We start from the raw sequence: 20794 nt of genomic DNA on the forward strand, positions 1-20794 counted from the left end.
ATTATAGATCGACTCCTTGTCCCTTAAGGTAGTAGCGAACCAACTCTTCAACAATTTCATCGCGTTCATACTTACGAATTTGATTTCGTGCATTGTTATAACGAGGAACGTAAGCTGGGTCTCCACTGAGAACATAGCCCACAATTTGATTAATAGGGTTATACCCTTTTTCATTCAATGAAGCATAGACATCTGTCAATGTTTCACTGATCTCTTTTTTATTGGAATCGTCCAATCTAAAACGTACGGTTTCTTCAGTAAATCCCATTCTAACACCCTCTTTCCTTAGAATACTACTATTATAGCATATTCCCAGTCTTTCTACAAATGACACAACCTGATTTGCCTGATTTTCTGCCTTTTTCTTACTGGACAGTTGCGCCACTTGCAACCCGATTTTCAATATATTCCTCTGGTTCGTATTTTAGCAGGTTTTCAAGGCCGATATTTTTAAAATATTCGTCTTCACTAGCTTTTTTAATATCCATAACTTGGAAGTCATAACTTGTCTTTGTTTCCATCTCCGTTTCACTTAAGAGAGTGGACTCAAGACTAAATCCAGTGAATTTTCGAGTCTCTTGAACCGACTCGTCCTTATCTTCAGCTTCTTTCAGTGCTTTTTTCGCCTCTTCCAATCCATGTTCAGCAATGTAATCTTTCAACTCTTGTGAAACTGGACGTTTTAGCTGAATGGTCATCGACAAAAATTGTTTTCCTTTATAGGTAATTGTCTGAGTCTGTTGAACTCCATTTTCATCAACTGGCAATACCAATGTCTTGGTAACCACTGTGTTTTTAGTCGCATTTTCTAGAACTGGTAAGGTAGACTGGAGAGCCTCTTGACTATTTTCAGTAGTCGATGTTCCAGAATCTTTTTTCTGGCCACATCCAACCAGTAAAGATAGGAAGGCTAATGTCCCAATAAGAATTTTATTCATGATTCCTCACATTTAATCCTTGTTTAAATAGCAGAGAAGGCTAGGAATTATCCCAGCCTTCATGTTTTATAGTGCAGCTCGTAAACGTGCTTCAGCGTTTTCTACATTACGGACAGAGCGTGGCAAGAAGGCACGAATGTCATCTTCTTTATAGCCAACTTGCAAACGTTTCTCGTCAACAAGAATTGGACTTTTTAGGATACGTGGTGTCTCCATGATTAAGGTGAGCACCTCATTGACACTCAAATCTTCGATGTCAACACCTAGGGCTTTAGCATAGCGATTTTTTGATGATACAATGCTTGCAATTCCATTATCTGTCTTGGTTAAAATATCAAGTAGTTCTTCTCGCGAAATTCCTTCTTTTCCAAGGTTTTGTTCTTTATAACTTAACTGGTGGGCATTGAGCCAGGTTTTAGCTTTTTTACAGCTAGTACAACTTGAGACTGTATAAATTTTGATCATGTACCTACCCCTTTCGCTACATGTTTCTATCAGTATAATCTATTATACCATAAAAAACATCCGACTTGCGACCTATTTTTGAAAAAAATTAACTTTTTTTGAGATTTTCGAACTTTTTTCTTGACAAATTACGAACTATAACCATTCTTTATATTTTTTTATATAAAAATTCTTGATTGTTGTGACACTTATCATATACAAGAAAATAATGAGGGCTAGGAATAAGAAGTAAGGAATTCCCAAAGGTGCTAAGCGAAGGACGCCAGCTAATGCTCCATAAGGCAGACTAGTTACGAAAATTGCGGCAACCAAGGTTGTCAAGATCACAAGCCAAGCTGGTCTGCTTTGTACAAAAGGAACTTTTGCCGTACGAAGCATATGGATGACCATGGTTTGAGACCACATAGATTCTATGAACCATCCTGTTTGGAACAAGATAATAAACTGAAGGGCAGATTCAGAACCATGAACATAATGATAGCCTGTCACCAAAGGAACAATGATAAAGTAGAGGAAAATAAAGGTCAAAATGTCAAAGATAGATGAGATTGGTCCCATCCAAACCATAAATCGCGTAATGGATTTTGCTTCCCATGTATGGGGTTGTTTTAGGAAGTCTTGATCCACGTTATCAAACGGCAATGCCACACAAGATAAATCGTAGACTAGGTTTAGGACAATGAGATGAACAGGAGCCATTGGTAAAAATGGCAAGAAAATACTTGCAACCAATAGTGAGAAGATATTCCCAAAGTTTGAACTAACTGTCATCTTAATATATTTGGTCATGTTGGCGTAGACCTTCCGGCCTTCAACGATACCTGTTTCAAGAACCATGAGATCCTTGTCCAACAAAATAACATCTGCTGTTTCCTTTGCGATATCTACTGCTGTATCAACGGAAATTCCAACATCTGCCACCTTCATAGATGGGGCATCATTAATACCGTCACCCATATAACCAACAGCATGACCATTTTTCTTCAATTGTAGAATAATTCGAGCTTTTTGGTCAGGAGACAATTTGGCAAAGACTGTTACACTTTCAACCGCTTCTGCCAATTCTTGGTCTGTCATTTGGTCGATATCAGCTCCCAAAAGCATCTGCTCAACATCCAAACCAACCTTTTCACAGATAGCTTGGGTTACTTTTTCATTATCTCCAGTTAAAATTTTTGTTCTGACACCATGCTCAAGCAAAGCTTGGATAGCTGGTGCTGCAGATGGTTTTGGTGGATCCAAGAAGGCAAGGTAACCTGTAAGAATCATGTCACTCTCATCAGTCACAGCATAGGCATAATCTTCTCGTAGACCTGACTTGTAGCCAACACCTAATACACGCAAACCTTGACGGTTTAGTTGAGCAACTTCTGCCAACACTTCTTGGCGAATGTCTTCGGTTAGAGGAATGATTTCTCCACGATATTCCACATATGTCGAAATGGTCAACATTTCTTCCAAGGCGCCTTTGGTCACCATACTAACAATATTGCTATCATCTTTGACGATAACACTCATGCGTCTACGTTCAAAATCAAATGGTAGTTCGTCGATTTTTTGGAAGCTGGTGTCTAGATTTTGTAGGATAACATGTTCCTTGGCTTCTTTTTCAGTTCTACTGATGATGGCACGGTCCATCAAGTTTTTCAAACCTGTTTGAAAATGTGAATTTAGATAGGCTCTTCTTAAGACTGCCATATCCAAATCGCCATGGATATCCAATGGGTATTCTAGGACAATCTCATCTTGCGTTAAAGTTCCAGTTTTATCCGTACAAAGAATATCGATTGCTCCTAAGTCTTGGATAGCATTGAGTTTTTTGATGACTACCTTTTCCTTAGCCATGATAATGGAACCTTTGGCCAAGCTGGCTGTGATAATCATTGGAAGCATTTCGGGTGTAAGTCCAACACCAACGCTCAAGGCAAATACTCCAGCCTCTAGCCAGTCTCCATCGGTTAAACCATTTGCGAAAAACACGATTGGAACCATGACTAGCATCAAGCGGATCAAGAGCCAAGAAATGCTGTTCATTTCACGTTCAAAAGAAGTTGGCTCATCGTAAGTATTAAGAGTTTGCTCAATAGCTCCCATCATGGTATCATCACCAACCGCTAGAACCATAGCTATAGCACTTCCTGAGATAACGTTTGTCCCCATGAAAACCAAAGATTCTGCTTCTAAGAGGCTATCTACATTTTGATCAGTGGCTTTATTTAAAGCTAGCTTTTCAACTGCATCACTTTCTCCAGTCAAACCTGACTGTTGAACGAAAAAGTCGCGGGATTCAAATAAGATAACATCTGCTGGAATCATGTCTCCCGCACTCAATTTCACGAGATCTCCCACAACCAACTCATCGATTGGCAACTCTTGTTCAAGACCATCGCGAATAACAGTTGCAGTGTTGACAATCATTTTTGAAAGATTGGTTGTCGCCTTGTCGCTCCGCAACTCTTGGATAAAACGGATGCCTCCTGAAATCAAAACCAAGACAACGATAATAATAGAGGTCGTAGGATCCTCTTGGCCAGGTTTGGCAAGCCAGACGTTTGTAACGAGAGAAATAAAGGCAATCACAAGCAAAATGATTGTGAAAGGATTGATAATGGACTCATAAATCTTTTTAAAGATGGAATCCTCTTGACCTTTTGTGATGGTGTTTTCACCATATAGGTCACGGTTTTCTTCGACTTGTTCTTGGTCTAAGCCTTTTAGACTTGTATGGTAAAAAGATAGACTATCTTTTAATGGAGTTTGAATAGCTGCTGCTAGTCTTTCTTTTGTAGTTTTCATTGGTTTCTCCTATCTGTATGAATGGTGATTTCATACTCAATGAAAATCAAAGAGCAAACTAGGAAACTAGCCGCAGGTTGCTCAAAACACCGTTTTGAGGTTGTGGATAGAACTGACGAAGTCAGTAACACATATACGGCAAGGCGACGTTGACGTGGTTTGAATTTGATTTTCGAAGAGTATCATACACAGAGACCAATCACTTTATAGGGACAGAACGACACAAATCAGCGATTGGCTGTGTATGTGCGGTTCTGGATGATCGTCAATTTGCATCGTTTGTCTCCTTTCTTTGTTTTAAAACAGCAGAAAATCCTACCATAAAATGGCAGGACTAAAAAACTTATTATATGTTTTCGTTCAAGCTTTAACTCCATAGGGCGATGTAATGAGCTTAGTCTTGACCTTCGCGACCAGGACTGTTAACCAACGAGTAGTGTCTCCACTGCTTTGCGGTAGTCATCCGTATCCCTATGGTAGCCTCACCTACCGTTTTCGCCTTTCAGTATAAACCTTTAACTAGTAAAAGTCAACGATTTATCTCATTTTTCTTAGATTACGATTAATTCTTTTGGAGCACGGGTTAATAACTCACAACCGGTATCTGTAATCAGGATATCATCTTCGATACGAACTCCGTATTTACCTTCGATATAAATGCCTGGTTCATCAGTTAGGACCATACCCGATTTAATAACTTCTGTAGAAGTTTGGCTAAAGTATGGCTCTTCGTGGATATCAAGTCCGATACCGTGTCCGATACCGTGTGTAAAGTATTGTCCATAGCCTGCTTCCATAATGATATCACGAGGGATTTTGTCAAAGTCACGGAAACCTAAGCCAGCCTTAGCTTGATCAATCAATGCTTGGTTAGCCTTTAAAACAGTATTGTAGATTTCTGCTTGTTCGTCGCTGACATGGCCTAGGTAGATGGTACGAGTCATATCACTCACATAATGCTCGTAAAGGCATCCAAAGTCCATAGTGATAGCTTCGCCTAGTTCTACTGGCTTATGCATAGGATGAGCATGGGGTTTAGAAGAGTTGATGCCACTCGCTAAGATTGTGTCAAAAGACAAACCTGCCGCTCCCAACTCACGCATACGGAAATCAAGGAAGTTGGCAATTTCAATTTCAGTCTTCCCTGGCTTGATAAATTCAAGCGCATCTTGGAAAGCTTGGTCTGATATTGAACAAGCCTTGCGAATAGTCGCAATCTCTGTCTCGTCCTTTATCATACGAAGAGCTTCAACAAACTGTGTCTGAGGAATTAATTCCAAACCTTCAAAAGCGGCTTGCATGCGGTGGTAATAAGAAACAGAGATTTCATCTTCAAAACCAATCCGAGAAAGGCCCATGTCTTTAGCAATTTTTGCGATAGTAGCCAACTCATCACGATCAGCAAAAATCTCAAAACCGCTAACTTCTTGCTTAGCAGCGATGATATAGCGGGCATCCGTCACCAAAATTTGACGGTCACGACTGATAAAGACTGTTCCATTTGAACCCCAAAATCCTGTCAAATAGTAGACATTTTTAAGGTTATTGATAATGATACCATCTAATTCTTTTTCTTGCATTTTATCTAAAAATGCTTGCACACGTTTATTCATGATGTAACTTTCCTTTCAAATACTGTCCTGTATAGCTTGCTTCATTGGCAGCTACTTCCTCTGGAGTTCCTGTTGCAATGATGGTACCACCACCAACACCGCCTTCTGGACCTAAATCGATGATATGGTCAGCTGTTTTGATGACATCTAGATTGTGCTCAATCACGAGAACTGTATTGCCATCATCGACAAAGCGAGACAAAACGGTAAGCAGACGAGCGATATCCTCGGTATGAAGACCAGTTGTCGGTTCATCTAAAATGTAGAAGGACTTACCTGTCGAGCGCTTATGGAGCTCACTAGCCAGCTTCATACGTTGAGCCTCTCCACCAGAAAGTGTCGTGGCTGGTTGTCCCAAGGTCACATAACCTAGACCAACATCTTTGATAGTCTGGAGTTTGCGTTGAATTTTCGGAATGTGTTTGAAAAATTCTACCGCATCGTTGACTGTCATATCCAAGACTTGCGAGATATTCTTTTCCTTATAATGAACTTCTAGGGTCTCACTGTTGTAGCGGGTTCCGTGGCAGACTTCACAAGCTACGTATACGTCTGGCAAGAAGTGCATCTCAATCTTGATAATCCCGTCACCTGAGCAGGCCTCACAGCGACCACCCTTAACATTGAAACTGAAGCGACCCTTTTTGTAACCACGGATCTTGGCCTCATTTGTCTGAGCGAAGAGGTCCCGAATGTCGTCAAAGACACCTGTATAGGTAGCAGGATTGGACCTCGGTGTTCGTCCAATCGGGCTCTGGTCAATGTCAATCAATCGGTCTACATGCTCAATCCCAGAAATGGTCTTAAACTTACCAGGCTTGTCTGAATTGCGATTAAGCTTTTGAGCAATGGCTTTTTTAAGGATGCTGTTAATCAAGGTTGATTTCCCAGAACCTGACACACCCGTCACTGCGATAAATTTCCCTAATGGGAAACGAGCAGTGATATTTTGTAGGTTGTTTTCACGCGCACCTGTCACTTCGATAAAACGACCATTTCCAACACGGCGTTCCGTCGGTACTGGAATGGCACGTTTCCCTGCCAAATACTGCCCTGTGATGGATTTACTGTTGCGAGCTACCTGCTTAGGCGTTCCTGCCGCAACAATCTCTCCACCAAAGACCCCTGCACCAGGGCCGACGTCAATCAGATAATCAGCCTCTCGCATGGTATCTTCATCATGTTCTACTACGATCAAGGTATTCCCCAAATCACGCATCTTTTTCAGACTGGCAATCAGACGGTCATTGTCCCTCTGGTGAAGACCGATAGACGGCTCATCTAAGATATAGAGGACTCCTGAGAGATTGGAACCAATCTGGGTCGCTAAGCGAATACGTTGGCTCTCCCCACCTGATAAGGTTCCTGCAGAACGAGAAAGGGTCAGATAGTTGAGACCGACATTATTGAGGAAAGTCAAGCGGTCCTTGATTTCCTTAAGAATCGGACGAGCGATGATGGTTTCATTTTCAGATAGGGTCAACTGGTTAATGGCTTCCAAGTGGTCTGCAATAGAAAGGTCAGAAATTTCTCCGATATGGAGCCCTTTCTCTCCCCCTACTCGAACAGATAAGGCCTGATCATTGAGACGATAACCATGACAAGTGCCACAAGTTAGCTCGTTCATATAAAGGCGCATCTGTGTGCGGGTGTAGTCGCTATTGGTTTCATGATAGCGACGCTTGATATTCCCTATAACACCTTCAAAAGGAATGTCGATGTCGCGAACTCCGCCGAATTCATTTTCATAGTGGAAATGGAATTCTTTGCCATCTGACCCATAGAAAATGAGATGCTTGTCCTCCTCAGACAAGGCCTCAAAAGGCGTATCCATGTCCACGCCAAAGGCTGTCATGGCTTGTTCCAGCATATTTGGATAATAGTTAGAAGAGATAGGATTCCAAGGTGCAAGGGCCCCCTCACGAAGGGTCTTGCTAGCATCTGGTACTACTAAGTCCGTATCAACCTCTAGCTTGATCCCCAAACCATCACACTCACTACAAGAACCAAACGGAGCATTGAAGGAGAAGAGACGAGGTTCTAGCTCTGGAACTGTAAATCCACATACTGGACAAGCATAGTGTTCTGAAAAGAGCAACTCTGAATCATCCATGGTATCAATAACGACATAACCTTCAGCAATACGAAGGGCTGCTTCAATCGAATCAAAGAGACGACTACGGATACCATCCTTGATGATAATACGGTCTACCACCACATCGATGTTGTGTTGCTTATTCTTTTCAAGTTCAGGAACTTCGGTCACATCATAGACAACCCCATCGACACGAACACGAACGTAGCCATCCTTTTGAATCTTTTCAATCAGCGTCTTGTGCTGCCCTTTTTTCTTACGGATAACAGGTGCTAGGATCTGCAAGCGTTGGCGTTCTGGCAATTCCAAAACCTTATCTACAATCTGTTCGACAGACGAAGCCTTGATAGCGCCATGCCCGTTGATACAGTAGGGTGTTCCTACACGTGCATAGAGGAGACGTAGGTAGTCGTTGATTTCCGTGGTTGTTCCAACGGTAGAACGTGGATTTTTACTCGTCGTTTTCTGATCGATAGAAATGGCAGGGCTGAGACCATCGATAGAGTCCACATCTGGTTTTTCCATATTGCCCAAAAACTGACGAGCATAGGCTGATAGACTCTCTACATAGCGGCGTTGCCCTTCTGCATACAGGGTATCAAAGGCAAGACTCGACTTGCCCGAACCCGACAGCCCCGTCACCACAACTAGCTTGTCACGTGGAATTTCCACATCTATATTTTTTAAATTATGGGCGCGTGCCCCATGGATGACAATCTTATCTTGCATGTTACTTCTTTCTAGTCCATTGTTGCTTTCCATTATACCAAAAAAAGTGAAATTCTATTACCAAAAAAGCCGAATTTGTAGTATAATAGTACGGTGCTAAAAATCACTTAAACACAGAATAGATTAGGAAAGGATAGGAGATATGAAACAAGTCTTTCTCTCAACAACAACAGAATTTAAAGAGATCGATACGCTCCAGCCGGGCACTTGGATCAATCTCGTCAATCCTACCCAAAGCGAATCGATGGAAATTGCTTCTGCATTTGATATTGATATCGCGGACCTCCGTGCACCACTCGATGCGGAAGAAATGTCTCGTATCACGATTGAAGATGAATACACTCTGATCATCGTGGACGTTCCCATTACTGAAGAGAGAAATAATCGCACCTACTATGTGACCATCCCCTTAGGGATTATCATCACAGAAGAGGCCATTATTACCACTTGCTTGGAACCTCTACCGCTTCTAGATGTCTTCATCAACCGGAGACTTCGAAATTTCTACACCTTTATGCGTTCTCGCTTTATCTTTCAAATCCTCTACCGAAATGCTGAAATTTATCTGACAGCCCTTCGTTCGATTGAACGTAAGAGTGACCAGATTGAAAGTCAACTTCATCAATCTACTCGAAATGAAGAACTGATTGAACTCATGGAGTTGGAAAAGACTATCGTCTACTTTAAAGCCTCTCTTAAGACAAATGAGCGCGTGATTAAAAAACTGACTAGTGCAACTAGTAATATTAAAAAATACCTTGAGGACGAAGACCTGCTGGAAGATACCTTGATTGAAACCCAACAGGCCATTGAGATGGCAGACATTTATGGAAATATCTTACACTCAATGACAGATACCTTTGCATCAATCATTTCAAACAACCAGAACAATATCATGAAAACCTTGGCCCTCGTGACCATCGTTATGTCTATCCCAACCATGATTTTTTCGGCCTACGGAATGAACTTTAAGGACAATGAAATTCCTTTAAACGGGGAGCCGCATGCTTTCTGGCTTATCGTCTTTATCGCCTTTGCTTTGAGTGTTTCTCTCACTCTTTACCTCATCCATAAAAAATGGTTCTAACAGGAGTTACTATGTCACAGATTGATTTAAAAGAATTAACCAAGAAAAACCAGGAATTTATCCATATTGCAACCCAGCAATTTCTAAAGGACGGAAAGACAGATGCTGAAATCAAGGCCATCCTTGAAGAAGTCATTCCTCATATCCTTGAAGAACAACCGAAGGGTGTAACTGCCCGCTCTCTCTACGGAGCACCAACTCACTGGGCTCATAGTTTCAGCGAAAAAGAGCAATACGAAAAAGAACATCCAAAGGAAAACGACGATCCAAAATTGATGATGTTGGATTCAGCCCTTTTCATCACAGGACTTTTTGCAGTAGTTAGCGCCTTGATGAGCTTCTTCTCAAACCAACCTGTGGCCTACGGCTTGGTAACACTCATCAGTGTTGGAGCCTTTGGTGGAGTTGCCTTCTACCTTCTCTACCACTTCATCTACCGCTACTACGGACCAGATACTGACCGCAGCCAACGCCCTCCATTCTGGAAATCACTTTTGATCATGCTAGCAACCATGTTTGCCTGGGTCTTCATCCTCCTCTTGAGTAACTTCCTTCCACAAGCCATCAACATCAGTCTCCCACCACTTGTTTTGTTGGTGATTGGAGGAGCTCTCCTTGCCCTCCGTTTCTATCTCAAAAAACGTTTCAATATTAAGAGCGCAAGTGCAGGACCAGCTAGATATTAAGATAAACAATAAAAGTAGTGTGTTTTGTAGACAGACTACTTTTATTATGGCTCCAAAGTATTTTTTGATTCTCCAAAGAAAAGTAGCTACATTTTCTAAAAACGTTCTAATATAAAGGCCTCCCTTAGAATCCCGAGGTTTTATCCTTGAATCCAAGTTGTTTTTCTGTTATGCTAATAAAGTAATAAGGAGAAATATATATGACTAAAAAGAGAATTAATCAAATTGTTGGTTCAATTGGTGCCTTTATCGGGATTATTGTATTTATAGCCTACATCCCCCAAATTTTTGCCAATTTACAAGGAAACAAAGCTCAACCATTCCAACCTTTATCAGCAGCAGTTTCTTGCTTAATCTGGGTCATTTATGGATGGACAAAAGAGCCTAAGAAAGACTGGATTCTAATCATTCCAAACTCAGCCGGGGTTATCCTTGGCGGACTGACTTTCCTTACTGCTCTATAAGAATACAACTACTATAAAAAGCAACCACACGATTGGTTGCTTTTTGTTTGCTTTCTTGATCAAAAAGCCTTCTTCTGGCTCTAATTCTTGTTGTTTCCCCTCATTTTTTGTGATACAATAGCATCAATTTATTTCTAGGAGGATAATATATGATTTCTACTATTGGTATCGTAAGTTTATCTAGTGGGATTATCGGTGAAGATTTTGTCAAGCACGAAGTGGACTTGGGTATTCAACGTCTCAAGGACCTCGGACTCAATCCTATTTTTTTACCTCATTCGCTAAAGGGCTTAGACTTTATCAAGGACCATCCTGAAGCGCGTGCAGAGGACTTGATTCAGGCCTTTTCTGATGATAGTATCGACATGATCCTATGCGCCATCGGTGGAGACGATACCTATCGCTTACTACCTTATCTTTTTGAAAATGACCAACTACAAAAGGTTATCAATCAAAAAATGTTTCTTGGCTTCTCAGATACAACCATGAACCATCTCATGTTGCATAAACTGGGAATCAAGACTTTTTACGGCCAATCATTTCTAGCAGATATTTGTGAGTTAGACAAAGAAATGTTGCCATATAGCCTCCACTACTTTAAAGAATTTATTGAGACTGGAAAAATCTCAGAAATCCGCCCTAGCGACCTTTGGTATGAGGAACGGACTGATTTTAGTCCCAAGGCTCTGGGAACACCTCGTGTCAGCCATACAAATACAGGTTTTGACTTGTTACAAGGAACTGCACAGTTCGAGGGGGAAATCCTCGGCGGTTGCCTCGAATCCCTCTACGATATCTTTGACAACTCTCGATATGCAGATAGCACAGACCTCTGCCAAAAATACAAACTTTTCCCTGACTTGTCAGACTGGGAAGGAAAAATCCTCTTGCTAGAAACAAGCGAAGAAAAGCCTGAACCTGAAGAATTCAAAAAGATGTTGCGGACTTTAAAGAACACTGGGATATTTGAAGTCATCAGTGGACTCTTGGTCGGAAAACCTATGGATGAAACCTTCTATGACGACTATAAGGAGGCTTTAATGGACATCATTGATAGCACTATCCCGATTGTCTATAATCTAAACGTTGGCCATGCCACACCAAGAGCAATTGTTCCCTTTGGAGTCCACGCGTATGTAGATGCAACGGAGCAAGTCATTCGCTTTGACTATAACAAAGAAAGCTGAGATGAATTTCTCAGCTTTTTCTCATTATCATTACTGGCATTTTCATCACATACTACTGATAGCTAAAATGATAAAGGAGAGGCTGTTCACTATCATATGGACAGCCAAGGGATAGTAGATATTTTCTTTTTCTTTCACATAGATGATAGAAAAGGTTAAGCCTCCACCCAAGTAATAAATTGCATTGATCCACTCAGATAAATCCAAACTGTGCATATGGGTTAGGGCAAAGGCAAGTCCGACTATAAAGATACTCAACCAAGTTGGCAGACTTTTTCTCAAATATCTCAATAGAGTTTGACGGAAAAATAATTCTTCTACCAGAGGTCCAATGACACAAGCAAAAACTGCTATCAGTAGAGGTTGTTCTTTAAAAGCACTTTGTATACTAGCCTCATTTTGCCCTTGACCACTCAAACCCAAAACTTGTTTCAATATTTCCAAAAGGAGAGCAAAAAGTATGGTCATTATAAAGAGAAGAAGCCAGCCTTTTAAAACTTCAAAGAAAAATTTTCTTTTAGTCTTTCTAATTTCATTCCATTGTTGGATTAGTCTGTCCTTGAACAAGAAAAAGCCATACAAAGCTAATACTACATAAACTAGATAACTTGCAATGGCAGATGGCATCAAAGAAGTCAACCATCCAACGCCGTCAAACACAAAAAGGACTGTATAGAGAATCGAAAAACCAAGGACTCCCTTATGATGTCTTGACATAATTTATATTCCTTTCCATTCACAATCATTCTCGTGGTCATCAACCAGACCTGCAGCCTGTAGAAAAGACAAGACAGCAACTGGCCCAGTAAACTTAAAGCCTCGTTTTTTGAGATCTTTGGATAATTTCTCAGACAAAGGTGTTTTAGCTGGGGCTTGGCGATAATTATAAACATCGTTAACGACAGTTTTCCCCTCAACAAAAGACCAGAGATAGGCATCAAAAGAACCATAGTCTTCCTGCAGTCGTAGAAAGGCTTGGGCGTTGGCCCGCGTCGCAAATATCTTGGCACGATTGCGGATGATGGCTGGATTATCCATCAAAGCTTCCAATTCTTCATCAGTCATGTCCGCAACAGCTTGAATTTGGTAACCATGAAAAGCTTGGCGGAAGGCTTGGCGTTTATTGAGCACCGTTTCCCAAGATAGCCCCGCCTGATAAGTCTCCATACAGAGCAACTCAAAAAGTGCTTGGTCATCATGGAGAGGTTGCCCCCACTCCTCATCGTGGTAGGCTACATATAGCGGATTGGTCATCTTAACCCACGAACAACGTTTTGGCATAGAAATCTCCTATTTCACCAACATCTTAAGGGCCGACTTGATATAATTCTCTGCTGTATCTGTCGTTCCTTCAAAGAATTTCTTAATTTTCTTGAGCTCTGCTGCCTTGTAGCCCAGTGCCAACATGGCTTCCATAGCTTCTTCCAGTTCTTGGTTGTCACTGCTAGATGGAACTGCAGCCTTAGCAGGGAGGTCGTCCCCTGCCACAACCACCTTACCTTCTAGATCCAATACCATCTGTTGGGCTGTTTTCTTACCGATTTTAGGGAATTTAGTCAAGTAGGTGATGTTCTTAGTCTCAATAGCTTGAACGAGGCCTGCATTGTCATCAGCTGCGATGATAGCCAGAGCTGAAACTGGGCCGATGCCTGATACAGAGATTAAGCTGAGAAAGAGTTTCTTCTCATCTTCCGATCGAAAACCGTAAAGTAGATGAGCATCTTCGCGAACGACTTGATGCACATAGATTTGTGCTTCTTGGTTGACTTGCCCTGAGTAGGCATAAGGGTTAGCTACATGCAGAATGTAGCCGATACCGTTAGTTTCTAGAACGATGTATTTAGCAGTAATTTTGGTAATAATACCCTTTAGATATTCGTACATAATTTTCCCTTCAATTTATACTCAATGAAAATCAAATTTAAACTAGGAAGCTAACCGTAGGCATAACTTGAGTTAGGCAAGGTAAGGCTGACGCAGTTTAGAGAGATTCTCGAAGAGTATTAGTATTTGCCTAGTTCTCGTAGGCTTGTATGATTTTCTTGAATGCGACGGAACATCTTTTCCATATCTGACTTGGTAAAATGCACCAAAACAGGACGGCCATGGGGACAGTTGTAGGGGTTGTCACATTGGGAGAGTTGGTAGAGGAGCTGTCTAGCTGAGTGATCATCGATACGATGGTTGGCCTTGATCGAGCGTTTGCAGGACATCATAATCGCTAATTCAGCTCGGTATTTCTTGATAGAAACTTCCTTGGTCAAGAGGAGCATATCGCACATCTCATAGATCCCAGACTCGATTTCCTCTTCTGCCATCCAAATCGGATGTTCTCGAAGGATGAATTGATTTCCCCCGTACTCTGCTAGAAAGACGCCAACTTCCTCTAAAAGAGACATTCTTTCTTTAAGGCGAAGGGCATCATCTGCAGGGAATTCAAAGATATAGGGCACTAGGATTTGCTGCTGGCTCTGGTCAACATTGCCAATGCTCTCACGGTACTCCTCATACTTAACCCGTTCCTGAGCCGCGTGCTGATCTATGATGTAGAGTCCATCTCGACCTTGTGCAAAGAGATAAGTCCCGTGCATCTGACCAAAAAATTCCAACTCTGGGAAGCTTGAAGATTCTTCCCGCTCCAGCTTATCATAAGCCTTATCCAGACTAGCCAGGTCTAACTCTGGATGGTCCAGTTCGTCATAGCTAGCAGGCTTTCTCTCTGCAAAATGCAGTTTAGCTGACTTGGTCATATGGTCTAAGGTTTCCTTAGCAAACAGATTCAAATCCTGTTTCTCTTCAGTCAGGTTCACCTGATGGTCTGCCACCTCAGCTTGTGTCGGTCTGGTCGGTTCATTTTTTTCATAATAGAGCGTATTTTCTCTCAGTGGCAAAGTCGTTTGCTCTACCTTTTCACGATTGCGAACAGTAGATTTTGCCAGATTTTCCAAGGCATCTGGAATCAAGGTCTGTTCCTTGAGACTCTTTGCAATAGATTCTGAAACCAGCGCCATTAGTTCTCTTTCCTTGGAAATCCGCACCTCTTGCTTGGTCGGATGCACATTGACATCTGCTAAATAAGGGTCGATATGGATGTGAATCACAGCCAGTGGAAAACGCCCCACCATGAGCTTGCTACCGTATCCATCTAAAATGGCACGATTGAGCAGGAAGTTTTTGATATAACGGCCATTGATGAAGAGACTGATATAGTTACGATTAGCCCGTGTCAATTCAGGCAATGAAACAAAGCCTGAAATTTCAAAATCTAGGTCAGCATTCTCAATTTCAACCATCTTTTTGGCACTGGCTAAACCATAAATTCCAGCAATGGCTTGACGCAGTTGACCTGTACCAGCTGTTCGTGTCATTTCCTTGCCATCACTAATCAGACTAAAGGAAATCTCAGGATGAGCCAACCCCAGACGATTAACAATATCGATGATATGAGACAACTCCGCCTGCTGACTCTTCATATACTTGAGACGAGCCGGTGTATTGAAAAAGAGGTCTTCCACACAAACCTTGGTCCCAACAGGACTGGTCGCTGGAATGATTTCCTCAACTTCTCCCCCACGAGCCACTAGCTTGGTCCCGTGACTGGCACCATCCACCGCTGTCAAAAGAGTCAAAACACTAACAGAAGCGATTGAAGGCAGGGCTTCACCACGAAAACCGAGGGTCCGAATCCGAAAAAGATCCGCTTGATTCTTAATCTTACTAGTCGCATGACGGCGGAGAGCCAACTCGACTTCATCGTGGGCAATCCCGTGACCATTATCGGTAATTTGGATTTTCTTAAGACCAGCTTCTTCAATCTCAACGATGATTTGGCTAGAGCCAGCATCAATAGCATTTTCAACCAACTCTTTAACTACGCTGGCAGGGCGTTCGATAACTTCTCCTGCTGCGATCTGGTTAGCCAAGACTTCCGGTAATTCAATAATATGAGACATCTTTCAGCCCCTTTCTTAACTATTTTTATCTATTTCTCTGAAAATAATACTCTTCAAAAATCTCTTCAAACCACGTCAGTCTCGCCTTGCCGTACTCGAGTACAGCCTGCGGCTAGCTTCCTCATTTGCTCTTTGATTTTCATTGAGTATAAGCTAGTGCTATTATACCATATTTCACTCGTTTCCAAAAAAGTCCGAGTAGCAACTTTCCTCCCGATTTTACTAGGTTATTTGCCAAGTTTGTGGTAAAATAGGTAGAAACAATATTTTAAAAAGGAGAAAAGACACATGCACATTTTTGATGAGCTAAAAGAGCGTGGTTTGATTTTTCAAACGACTGATGAAGAAGCTTTGCGTAAAGCCCTAGAAGAAGGTCAAGTTTCTTATTATACTGGCTACGATCCAACTGCTGACAGCCTTCACCTAGGTCACCTTGTCGCAATCTTGACAAGTCGTCGTTTGCAGTTAGCAGGTCACAAACCATATGCGCTCGTTGGCGGTGCTACAGGTCTCATCGGAGATCCGTCCTTCAAAGATGCTGAACGTAGTCTCCAAACAAAAGACACAGTAGATGGCTGGGTCAAGTCTATCCAAGGACAACTTTCTCGCTTTCTTGACTTTGAAAATGGGGAAAATAAAGCTGTCATGGTCAACAACTACGACTGGTTTGGCAGCATCAGCTTCATTGACTTCCTCCGTGATATCGGAAAATACTTCACTGTCAACTACATGATGAGCAAGGAGTCTGTGAAGAAACGGATTGAAACAGGGATTTCTTACACTGAGTTTGCCTACCAAATCATGCAAGGGTACGACTTCTTCGTTCTTAACCAAGAACACAATGTTACTCTACAAATCGGCGGATCTGACCAATGGGGAAATATGACAGCTGGTACCGAATTGCTTCGTCGTAAGGCGGACAAGACTGGTCACGTAATTACTGTTCCATTGATTACAGATGCAACTGGTAAGAAATTTGGTAAATCAGAAGGGAATGCTGTTTGGCTCAACCCTGAAAAGACTTCTCCATACGAAATGTACCAATTCTGGATGAACGTCATGGACGCTGACGCTGTTCGCTTCTTGAAAATCTTTACTTTCTTGTCATTAGACGAGATTGAAGACATCCGCAAACAATTCGAAGCAGCACCACACGAACGCTTGGCTCAAAAAGTCTTGGCTCGTGAAGTCGTGACTCTTGTCCACGGTGAAGAAGCCTACAAAGAAGCCCTTAACATCACTGAACAACTCTTTGCAGGAAATATCAAAAATCTTTCTGTCAAAGAACTCAAACAAGGACTTCGTGGCGTACCAAACTATCAAGTACAAGCAGACGAAAATCACAACATCGTTGAACTTCTCGTATCTTCTGGCGTGGTTAACTCAAAACGCCAGGCCCGTGAAGATGTTCAAAACGGTGCTATCTACGTCAACGGCGACCGCATCCAAGACCTTGACTATGTCTTGAGTGACGCAGATAAGTTAGAGAACGAACTCACTGTTATCCGCCGTGGTAAGAAAAAATACTTCGTCCTTACATATTAAAAAACAGACTGGAGGCATTTGCTATCCAGTCCTTTTTTTGCTAGACTAAAGCTATGAATACAAACCTCAAACCCAAACTCCAGCGCTTTGCTTCTGCTAGTGCCTTTTCCTGCCCTATCTGCCAAGAAAATCTGACCTTGGTAGAGTCTAGCCTCAGGTGTAGCAACCGCCATTCTTTTGATCTAGCAAGATTCGGCTATGTCAATCTAGCTCCGCAAATCAAACAATCGGCTAACTACGACAAGGAAAACTTTCAAAATCGCCAGCAAATCCTAGAAGCTGGCTTTTATCAGACTATCTTAGAAGGCATCTCAGACATACTAGCGACTAAATCATCTGCAAAAACTGTCTTGGACATCGGTTGTGGCGAAGGCTTCTACTCTCGCAAACTCCAAGAAAGGCACTCTGATAAGACCTTCTATGCCTTTGATATTTCAAAAGACTCAGTCCAAATCGCTGCTAAAAGTGAAACCAACTGGGCAGTCAACTGGTTCGTTGGCGACCTGGCTCGTCTTCCTATAAAAGACGCCAGCATGGATATCCTGCTTGATATCTTTTCGCCTGCCAACTACAGTGAATTTCGCCGTTCCCTATCCAAAGACGGCACCTTAATCAAGGTCGTTCCTACCGAAAATCACCTTAAAGAAATCCGCCAAATGGTACAGGAGCAACTAACAAAGAAGGACTATTCCAACCAAGATATCAAGGAACATTTCCAAGAACACTTCAGCATCCAATCTAGTCAGATTGCTTCCCTGACCAAACCCATCATTGCAGAGCAACGTCAAGCCCTGCTCAGCATGACTCCCCTACTCTTTCATGTTGACCAGACCAAGATTGACTGGAGCCAACTGACAGAAATTACTATCGAAGCAGAAATCCTTGTTGGGAAAGCATTGTAAATTAGTTTAAATATAAAAAAAACGCATCTACATAGGATGCGTTTTTTGTTTAATCTTAGTTCAAGTGCCAGATGTCTTCGTTGTACTGAGCGATTGTACGGTCAGATGAGAAGAATCCTGCTTTAGCAATGTTAACGATGACTTTATCCAACCATGCGTCACGGTCTTCGTAGTCAGCAAGCATTTGCTCTTTCACTTTGATGTAGTCTTCCAAGTCAAGAAGAGTCATGAACCAGTCTTTGTTGATCAATTCGTTGTAAAGACGTTCTAGGCGTTCTTTCTTACCTACTGCAAGAACAGCGTCGCTGACGATGAAGTCAACCAATGGTTTGATAGCTTCACGAGCATAGAATTCGCTTGATTTGTAAGCTGATTTTGCGTAAAGGTCGATAACAGTTTCAGAATCTTCACCGAAGATATAGATGTTTTCGTCTCCAACCAACTCAGCGATTTCCACGTTTGCTCCGTCCATAGTACCAAGAGTCAAAGCTCCGTTCAACATGAATTTCATGTTACCAGTACCTGAAGCTTCTTTAGAAGCAAGTGAGATTTGTTCTGAGATGTCACATGCTGGGATCAAGAAGCTTGCTGCAGTAACGTTGTAGTTTTCAACCATTACAACTTGCAAGTGTGGAGCTACTGCTGGGTCGTTTGCAATCACTTCTGACAAGCAAAGGATCAAGTGGATGATGTCTTGAGCAATTGTGTAGGCAGGAGCTGCTTTACCACCAAAGAATACTGTGATTGGACGAGCAGGGATGTTACCAGCCTTGATGTCCAAGTATTTGTGGATAACATACAAAGCGTTCATTTGTTGACGTTTGTACTCGTGAAGACGTTTGATTTGGATATCAAAGATAGAGTTTGTATTGATTTCCACACCTTGGTGCTCTTTCAAATGACGAGCCAATTTACGTTTGTTATGAGCCTTGATGCTTTCCAATTTTTCTTTGACAGCAGCCTTGTCTTCATATGAGAGAAGGTCTTCCAACTTAGAAGCATCGTGGTGCCAATCGCGTCCAAGAATCTCATCTAAGTAGTGAGACAATCTTGGGTTGGCATGCATGAGCCAACGGCGGAAGGTGATACCGTTTGTTTTGTTGTTGAATTTTTCTGGGTAGATGTCGTAGAAAGCTTTCAACTCAGAGTTCTTCAAGATTTCAGTGTGGAGTGCTGCTACCCCGTTAACACTGTATCCATAGTGGATATCCATGTGAGCCATGTGTACACGGTCGTTTTCATCAATGATTTGAACAGCTGGGTCTTTGTATTCTGCTTTAACACGACGATCCAATTCTTTGATGATTGGTACCAAGTGAGGAACCACTTCTTCCAAGAATTCAAGAGGCCATTTTTCAAGGGCTTCAGCAAGGATTGTGTGGTTCGTGTAAGCAGTCATGTTACGAACGATAGAGATTGCCTCATCAAGTTCTATACCACGTTCAGTCAAAAGACGGATCAATTCAGGAATCACCATTGATGGGTGAGTATCATTGATTTGTACAACTGCGTAGTCCGCAAGGTCGTGCAAGTTGCTTCCTTTTTCGATTGCTTCGTCGATGATCAATTGAGCACCGTTTGAAACCATGAAGTATTGTTGGAAGATACGGAGCAATTCACCTTGACGGTCACTATCGTCTGGGTAAAGGAAGAGAGTCAAGTTGCGAGCGATGTCTGTCTTGTCAAAGTTGATACCATCTTTGATGATTGAAGAGTCAACTGAATCCAAGTCAAACAAACGCAAGCGGTTTTTAGTCGCTGTTTTGTAACCAGGTACATCGATATCGTAAAGAGTAGATGTCAATGTAAAGTGTGCAAATGGAACTTGGTAGCTACGGCTTGAGCGAACTAACCAGTTTTGGTCAGTCAACCAAGCGTTAGGAATGGTTTCTTGTTGGTTGTTTTTTAGAACTTGTTGGAAAAGACCGAAGTGGTAGTTCAAACCAACACCGTCACCATTCAAACCAAGTGTAGCGATTGAGTCGATAAAGCAGGCTGCCAAACGTCCCAAACCACCATTACCAAGTGATGGTTCCAATTCTACTTCTTCGATTTCGATCAACTCTTTACCTGCATCAGCAAGTTCTTTCTTAACTTTGTCATAAAGACCAAGGTTAATCAAGTTGTTAGACAAGAGTTTACCAATCAAGAACTCAGCTGAGATATAGTAAACTTTCTTCTTGCCAGTGTTCACTGGTTTCTGACTACTTGCAAGTTTGCTGTAGTTAAGAAGAGCAAGGTAAAGCTCTTCGTTACTACATTCTGCGATAGATTTATTGTAACGATTTTGTACAAATTCTTTTAATGGTAACATTTTTGTGTCTCCTGATAATG

At 41.9% G+C, this 20794-nt stretch carries 17 protein-coding genes and 1 riboswitch; of the genes, 6 read left to right on the top strand and 11 right to left on the bottom strand.

Features of this window, described 5'->3' with window-relative positions:
• Position 1: 1 nt before the first annotated feature.
• From FN031_RS07175 to uvrA, 6 genes are all read right to left on the bottom strand, one after another.
• Entirely contained in the window at positions 2 to 268 is a 267-nt protein-coding gene (locus tag FN031_RS07175) for an IreB family regulatory phosphoprotein (RefSeq protein ID WP_025168751.1), read from the bottom strand.
• 97 nt (positions 269 to 365) lie between these two features.
• Complete coding sequence (locus FN031_RS07180) at positions 366 to 938, bottom strand: SP0191 family lipoprotein (RefSeq protein ID WP_142558923.1); 573 nt, start codon at positions 936 to 938, stop codon at positions 366 to 368.
• A gap of 66 nt (positions 939 to 1004) precedes the next feature.
• Positions 1005 to 1403 (bottom strand): transcriptional regulator Spx, encoded by a 399-nt coding sequence (gene spx / locus FN031_RS07185; protein WP_006149601.1) that lies wholly within the window; start codon positions 1401 to 1403, stop codon positions 1005 to 1007.
• 135 nt (positions 1404 to 1538) lie between these two features.
• Positions 1539 to 4199 carry a magnesium-translocating P-type ATPase gene (gene mgtA, locus FN031_RS07190; protein ID WP_142558926.1) on the bottom strand — a complete coding sequence of 887 codons (2661 nt, stop codon included), beginning with the start codon at positions 4197 to 4199 and terminating at the stop codon, positions 1539 to 1541.
• 344 nt (positions 4200 to 4543) lie between these two features.
• Positions 4544 to 4700: riboswitch (M-box (ykoK) riboswitch) on the bottom strand.
• Positions 4701 to 4750: 50 nt separating this feature from the next.
• On the bottom strand, positions 4751 to 5812 hold the full coding sequence (locus FN031_RS07195) for a M24 family metallopeptidase (protein WP_142558928.1): 1062 nt from the start codon (positions 5810 to 5812) through the stop codon (positions 4751 to 4753).
• Complete coding sequence (gene uvrA, locus FN031_RS07200) at positions 5805 to 8636, bottom strand: excinuclease ABC subunit UvrA (RefSeq protein WP_142558930.1); 2832 nt, start codon at positions 8634 to 8636, stop codon at positions 5805 to 5807. The genes FN031_RS07195 and uvrA overlap by 8 nt, the downstream gene beginning before the upstream one ends.
• 142 nt (positions 8637 to 8778) lie before the next feature.
• On the opposite strand from uvrA, the gene FN031_RS07205 reads away from it, so the two are divergent.
• The 4 genes from FN031_RS07205 to FN031_RS07220 all read left to right on the top strand — a co-directional run bounded on the left by FN031_RS07205 (position 8779) and on the right by FN031_RS07220 (position 12060).
• Entirely contained in the window at positions 8779 to 9723 is a 945-nt protein-coding gene (locus tag FN031_RS07205) for a magnesium transporter CorA family protein (protein ID WP_142558932.1), read from the top strand.
• Between the two features lie 11 nt (positions 9724 to 9734).
• On the top strand, positions 9735 to 10409 hold the full coding sequence (locus tag FN031_RS07210; protein ID WP_142558934.1) for a DUF1129 domain-containing protein: 675 nt from the start codon (positions 9735 to 9737) through the stop codon (positions 10407 to 10409).
• Between the two features lie 200 nt (positions 10410 to 10609).
• On the top strand, positions 10610 to 10873 hold the full coding sequence (locus FN031_RS07215; protein WP_142558936.1) for a SemiSWEET family transporter: 264 nt from the start codon (positions 10610 to 10612) through the stop codon (positions 10871 to 10873).
• 149 nt (positions 10874 to 11022) lie between these two features.
• A complete protein-coding gene (locus tag FN031_RS07220) occupies positions 11023 to 12060 on the top strand; it encodes a S66 family peptidase (RefSeq protein WP_142558938.1) in 1038 nt (345 codons plus the stop codon).
• Between the two features lie 45 nt (positions 12061 to 12105).
• On the opposite strand, the gene FN031_RS07225 is transcribed toward FN031_RS07220, so the two are convergent.
• The 4 genes from FN031_RS07225 to mutL form a co-directional block, all read right to left on the bottom strand.
• Entirely contained in the window at positions 12106 to 12780 is a 675-nt protein-coding gene (locus tag FN031_RS07225; RefSeq protein WP_142558940.1) for a CPBP family intramembrane glutamic endopeptidase, read from the bottom strand.
• The gene (locus FN031_RS07230; protein ID WP_142558942.1) at positions 12781 to 13341 is read right to left on the bottom strand and encodes a DNA-3-methyladenine glycosylase I; all 561 of its coding nucleotides are present in this window, start codon (positions 13339 to 13341) and stop codon (positions 12781 to 12783) included.
• Positions 13342 to 13350: 9 nt separating this feature from the next.
• Complete coding sequence (gene ruvA, locus FN031_RS07235) at positions 13351 to 13944, bottom strand: Holliday junction branch migration protein RuvA (protein ID WP_142558944.1); 594 nt, start codon at positions 13942 to 13944, stop codon at positions 13351 to 13353.
• Positions 13945 to 14063: 119 nt separating this feature from the next.
• Positions 14064 to 16013 (bottom strand): DNA mismatch repair endonuclease MutL, encoded by a 1950-nt coding sequence (mutL, locus tag FN031_RS07240; RefSeq protein WP_142558946.1) that lies wholly within the window; start codon positions 16011 to 16013, stop codon positions 14064 to 14066.
• 288 nt (positions 16014 to 16301) lie between these two features.
• Between mutL and tyrS the strand changes: the two genes are divergently transcribed.
• Positions 16302 to 17558: a tyrosine--tRNA ligase gene (tyrS, locus tag FN031_RS07245; RefSeq protein WP_036758166.1), complete on the top strand. Its 1257-nt coding sequence runs from the start codon at positions 16302 to 16304 to the stop codon at positions 17556 to 17558.
• 53 nt (positions 17559 to 17611) lie between these two features.
• Complete coding sequence (locus tag FN031_RS07250) at positions 17612 to 18460, top strand: putative RNA methyltransferase (protein WP_142558948.1); 849 nt, start codon at positions 17612 to 17614, stop codon at positions 18458 to 18460.
• Positions 18461 to 18515: 55 nt separating this feature from the next.
• Here FN031_RS07250 and glgP read toward each other — a convergent pair whose 3' ends face one another.
• On the bottom strand, positions 18516 to 20774 hold the full coding sequence (gene glgP, locus FN031_RS07255; protein ID WP_142558950.1) for a glycogen/starch/alpha-glucan family phosphorylase: 2259 nt from the start codon (positions 20772 to 20774) through the stop codon (positions 18516 to 18518).
• Positions 20775 to 20794 lie beyond the last annotated feature (20 nt).

The organism is Streptococcus mitis, assembly GCF_902159415.1.
Lineage (GTDB): Bacteria > Bacillota > Bacilli > Lactobacillales > Streptococcaceae > Streptococcus > Streptococcus mitis_BG.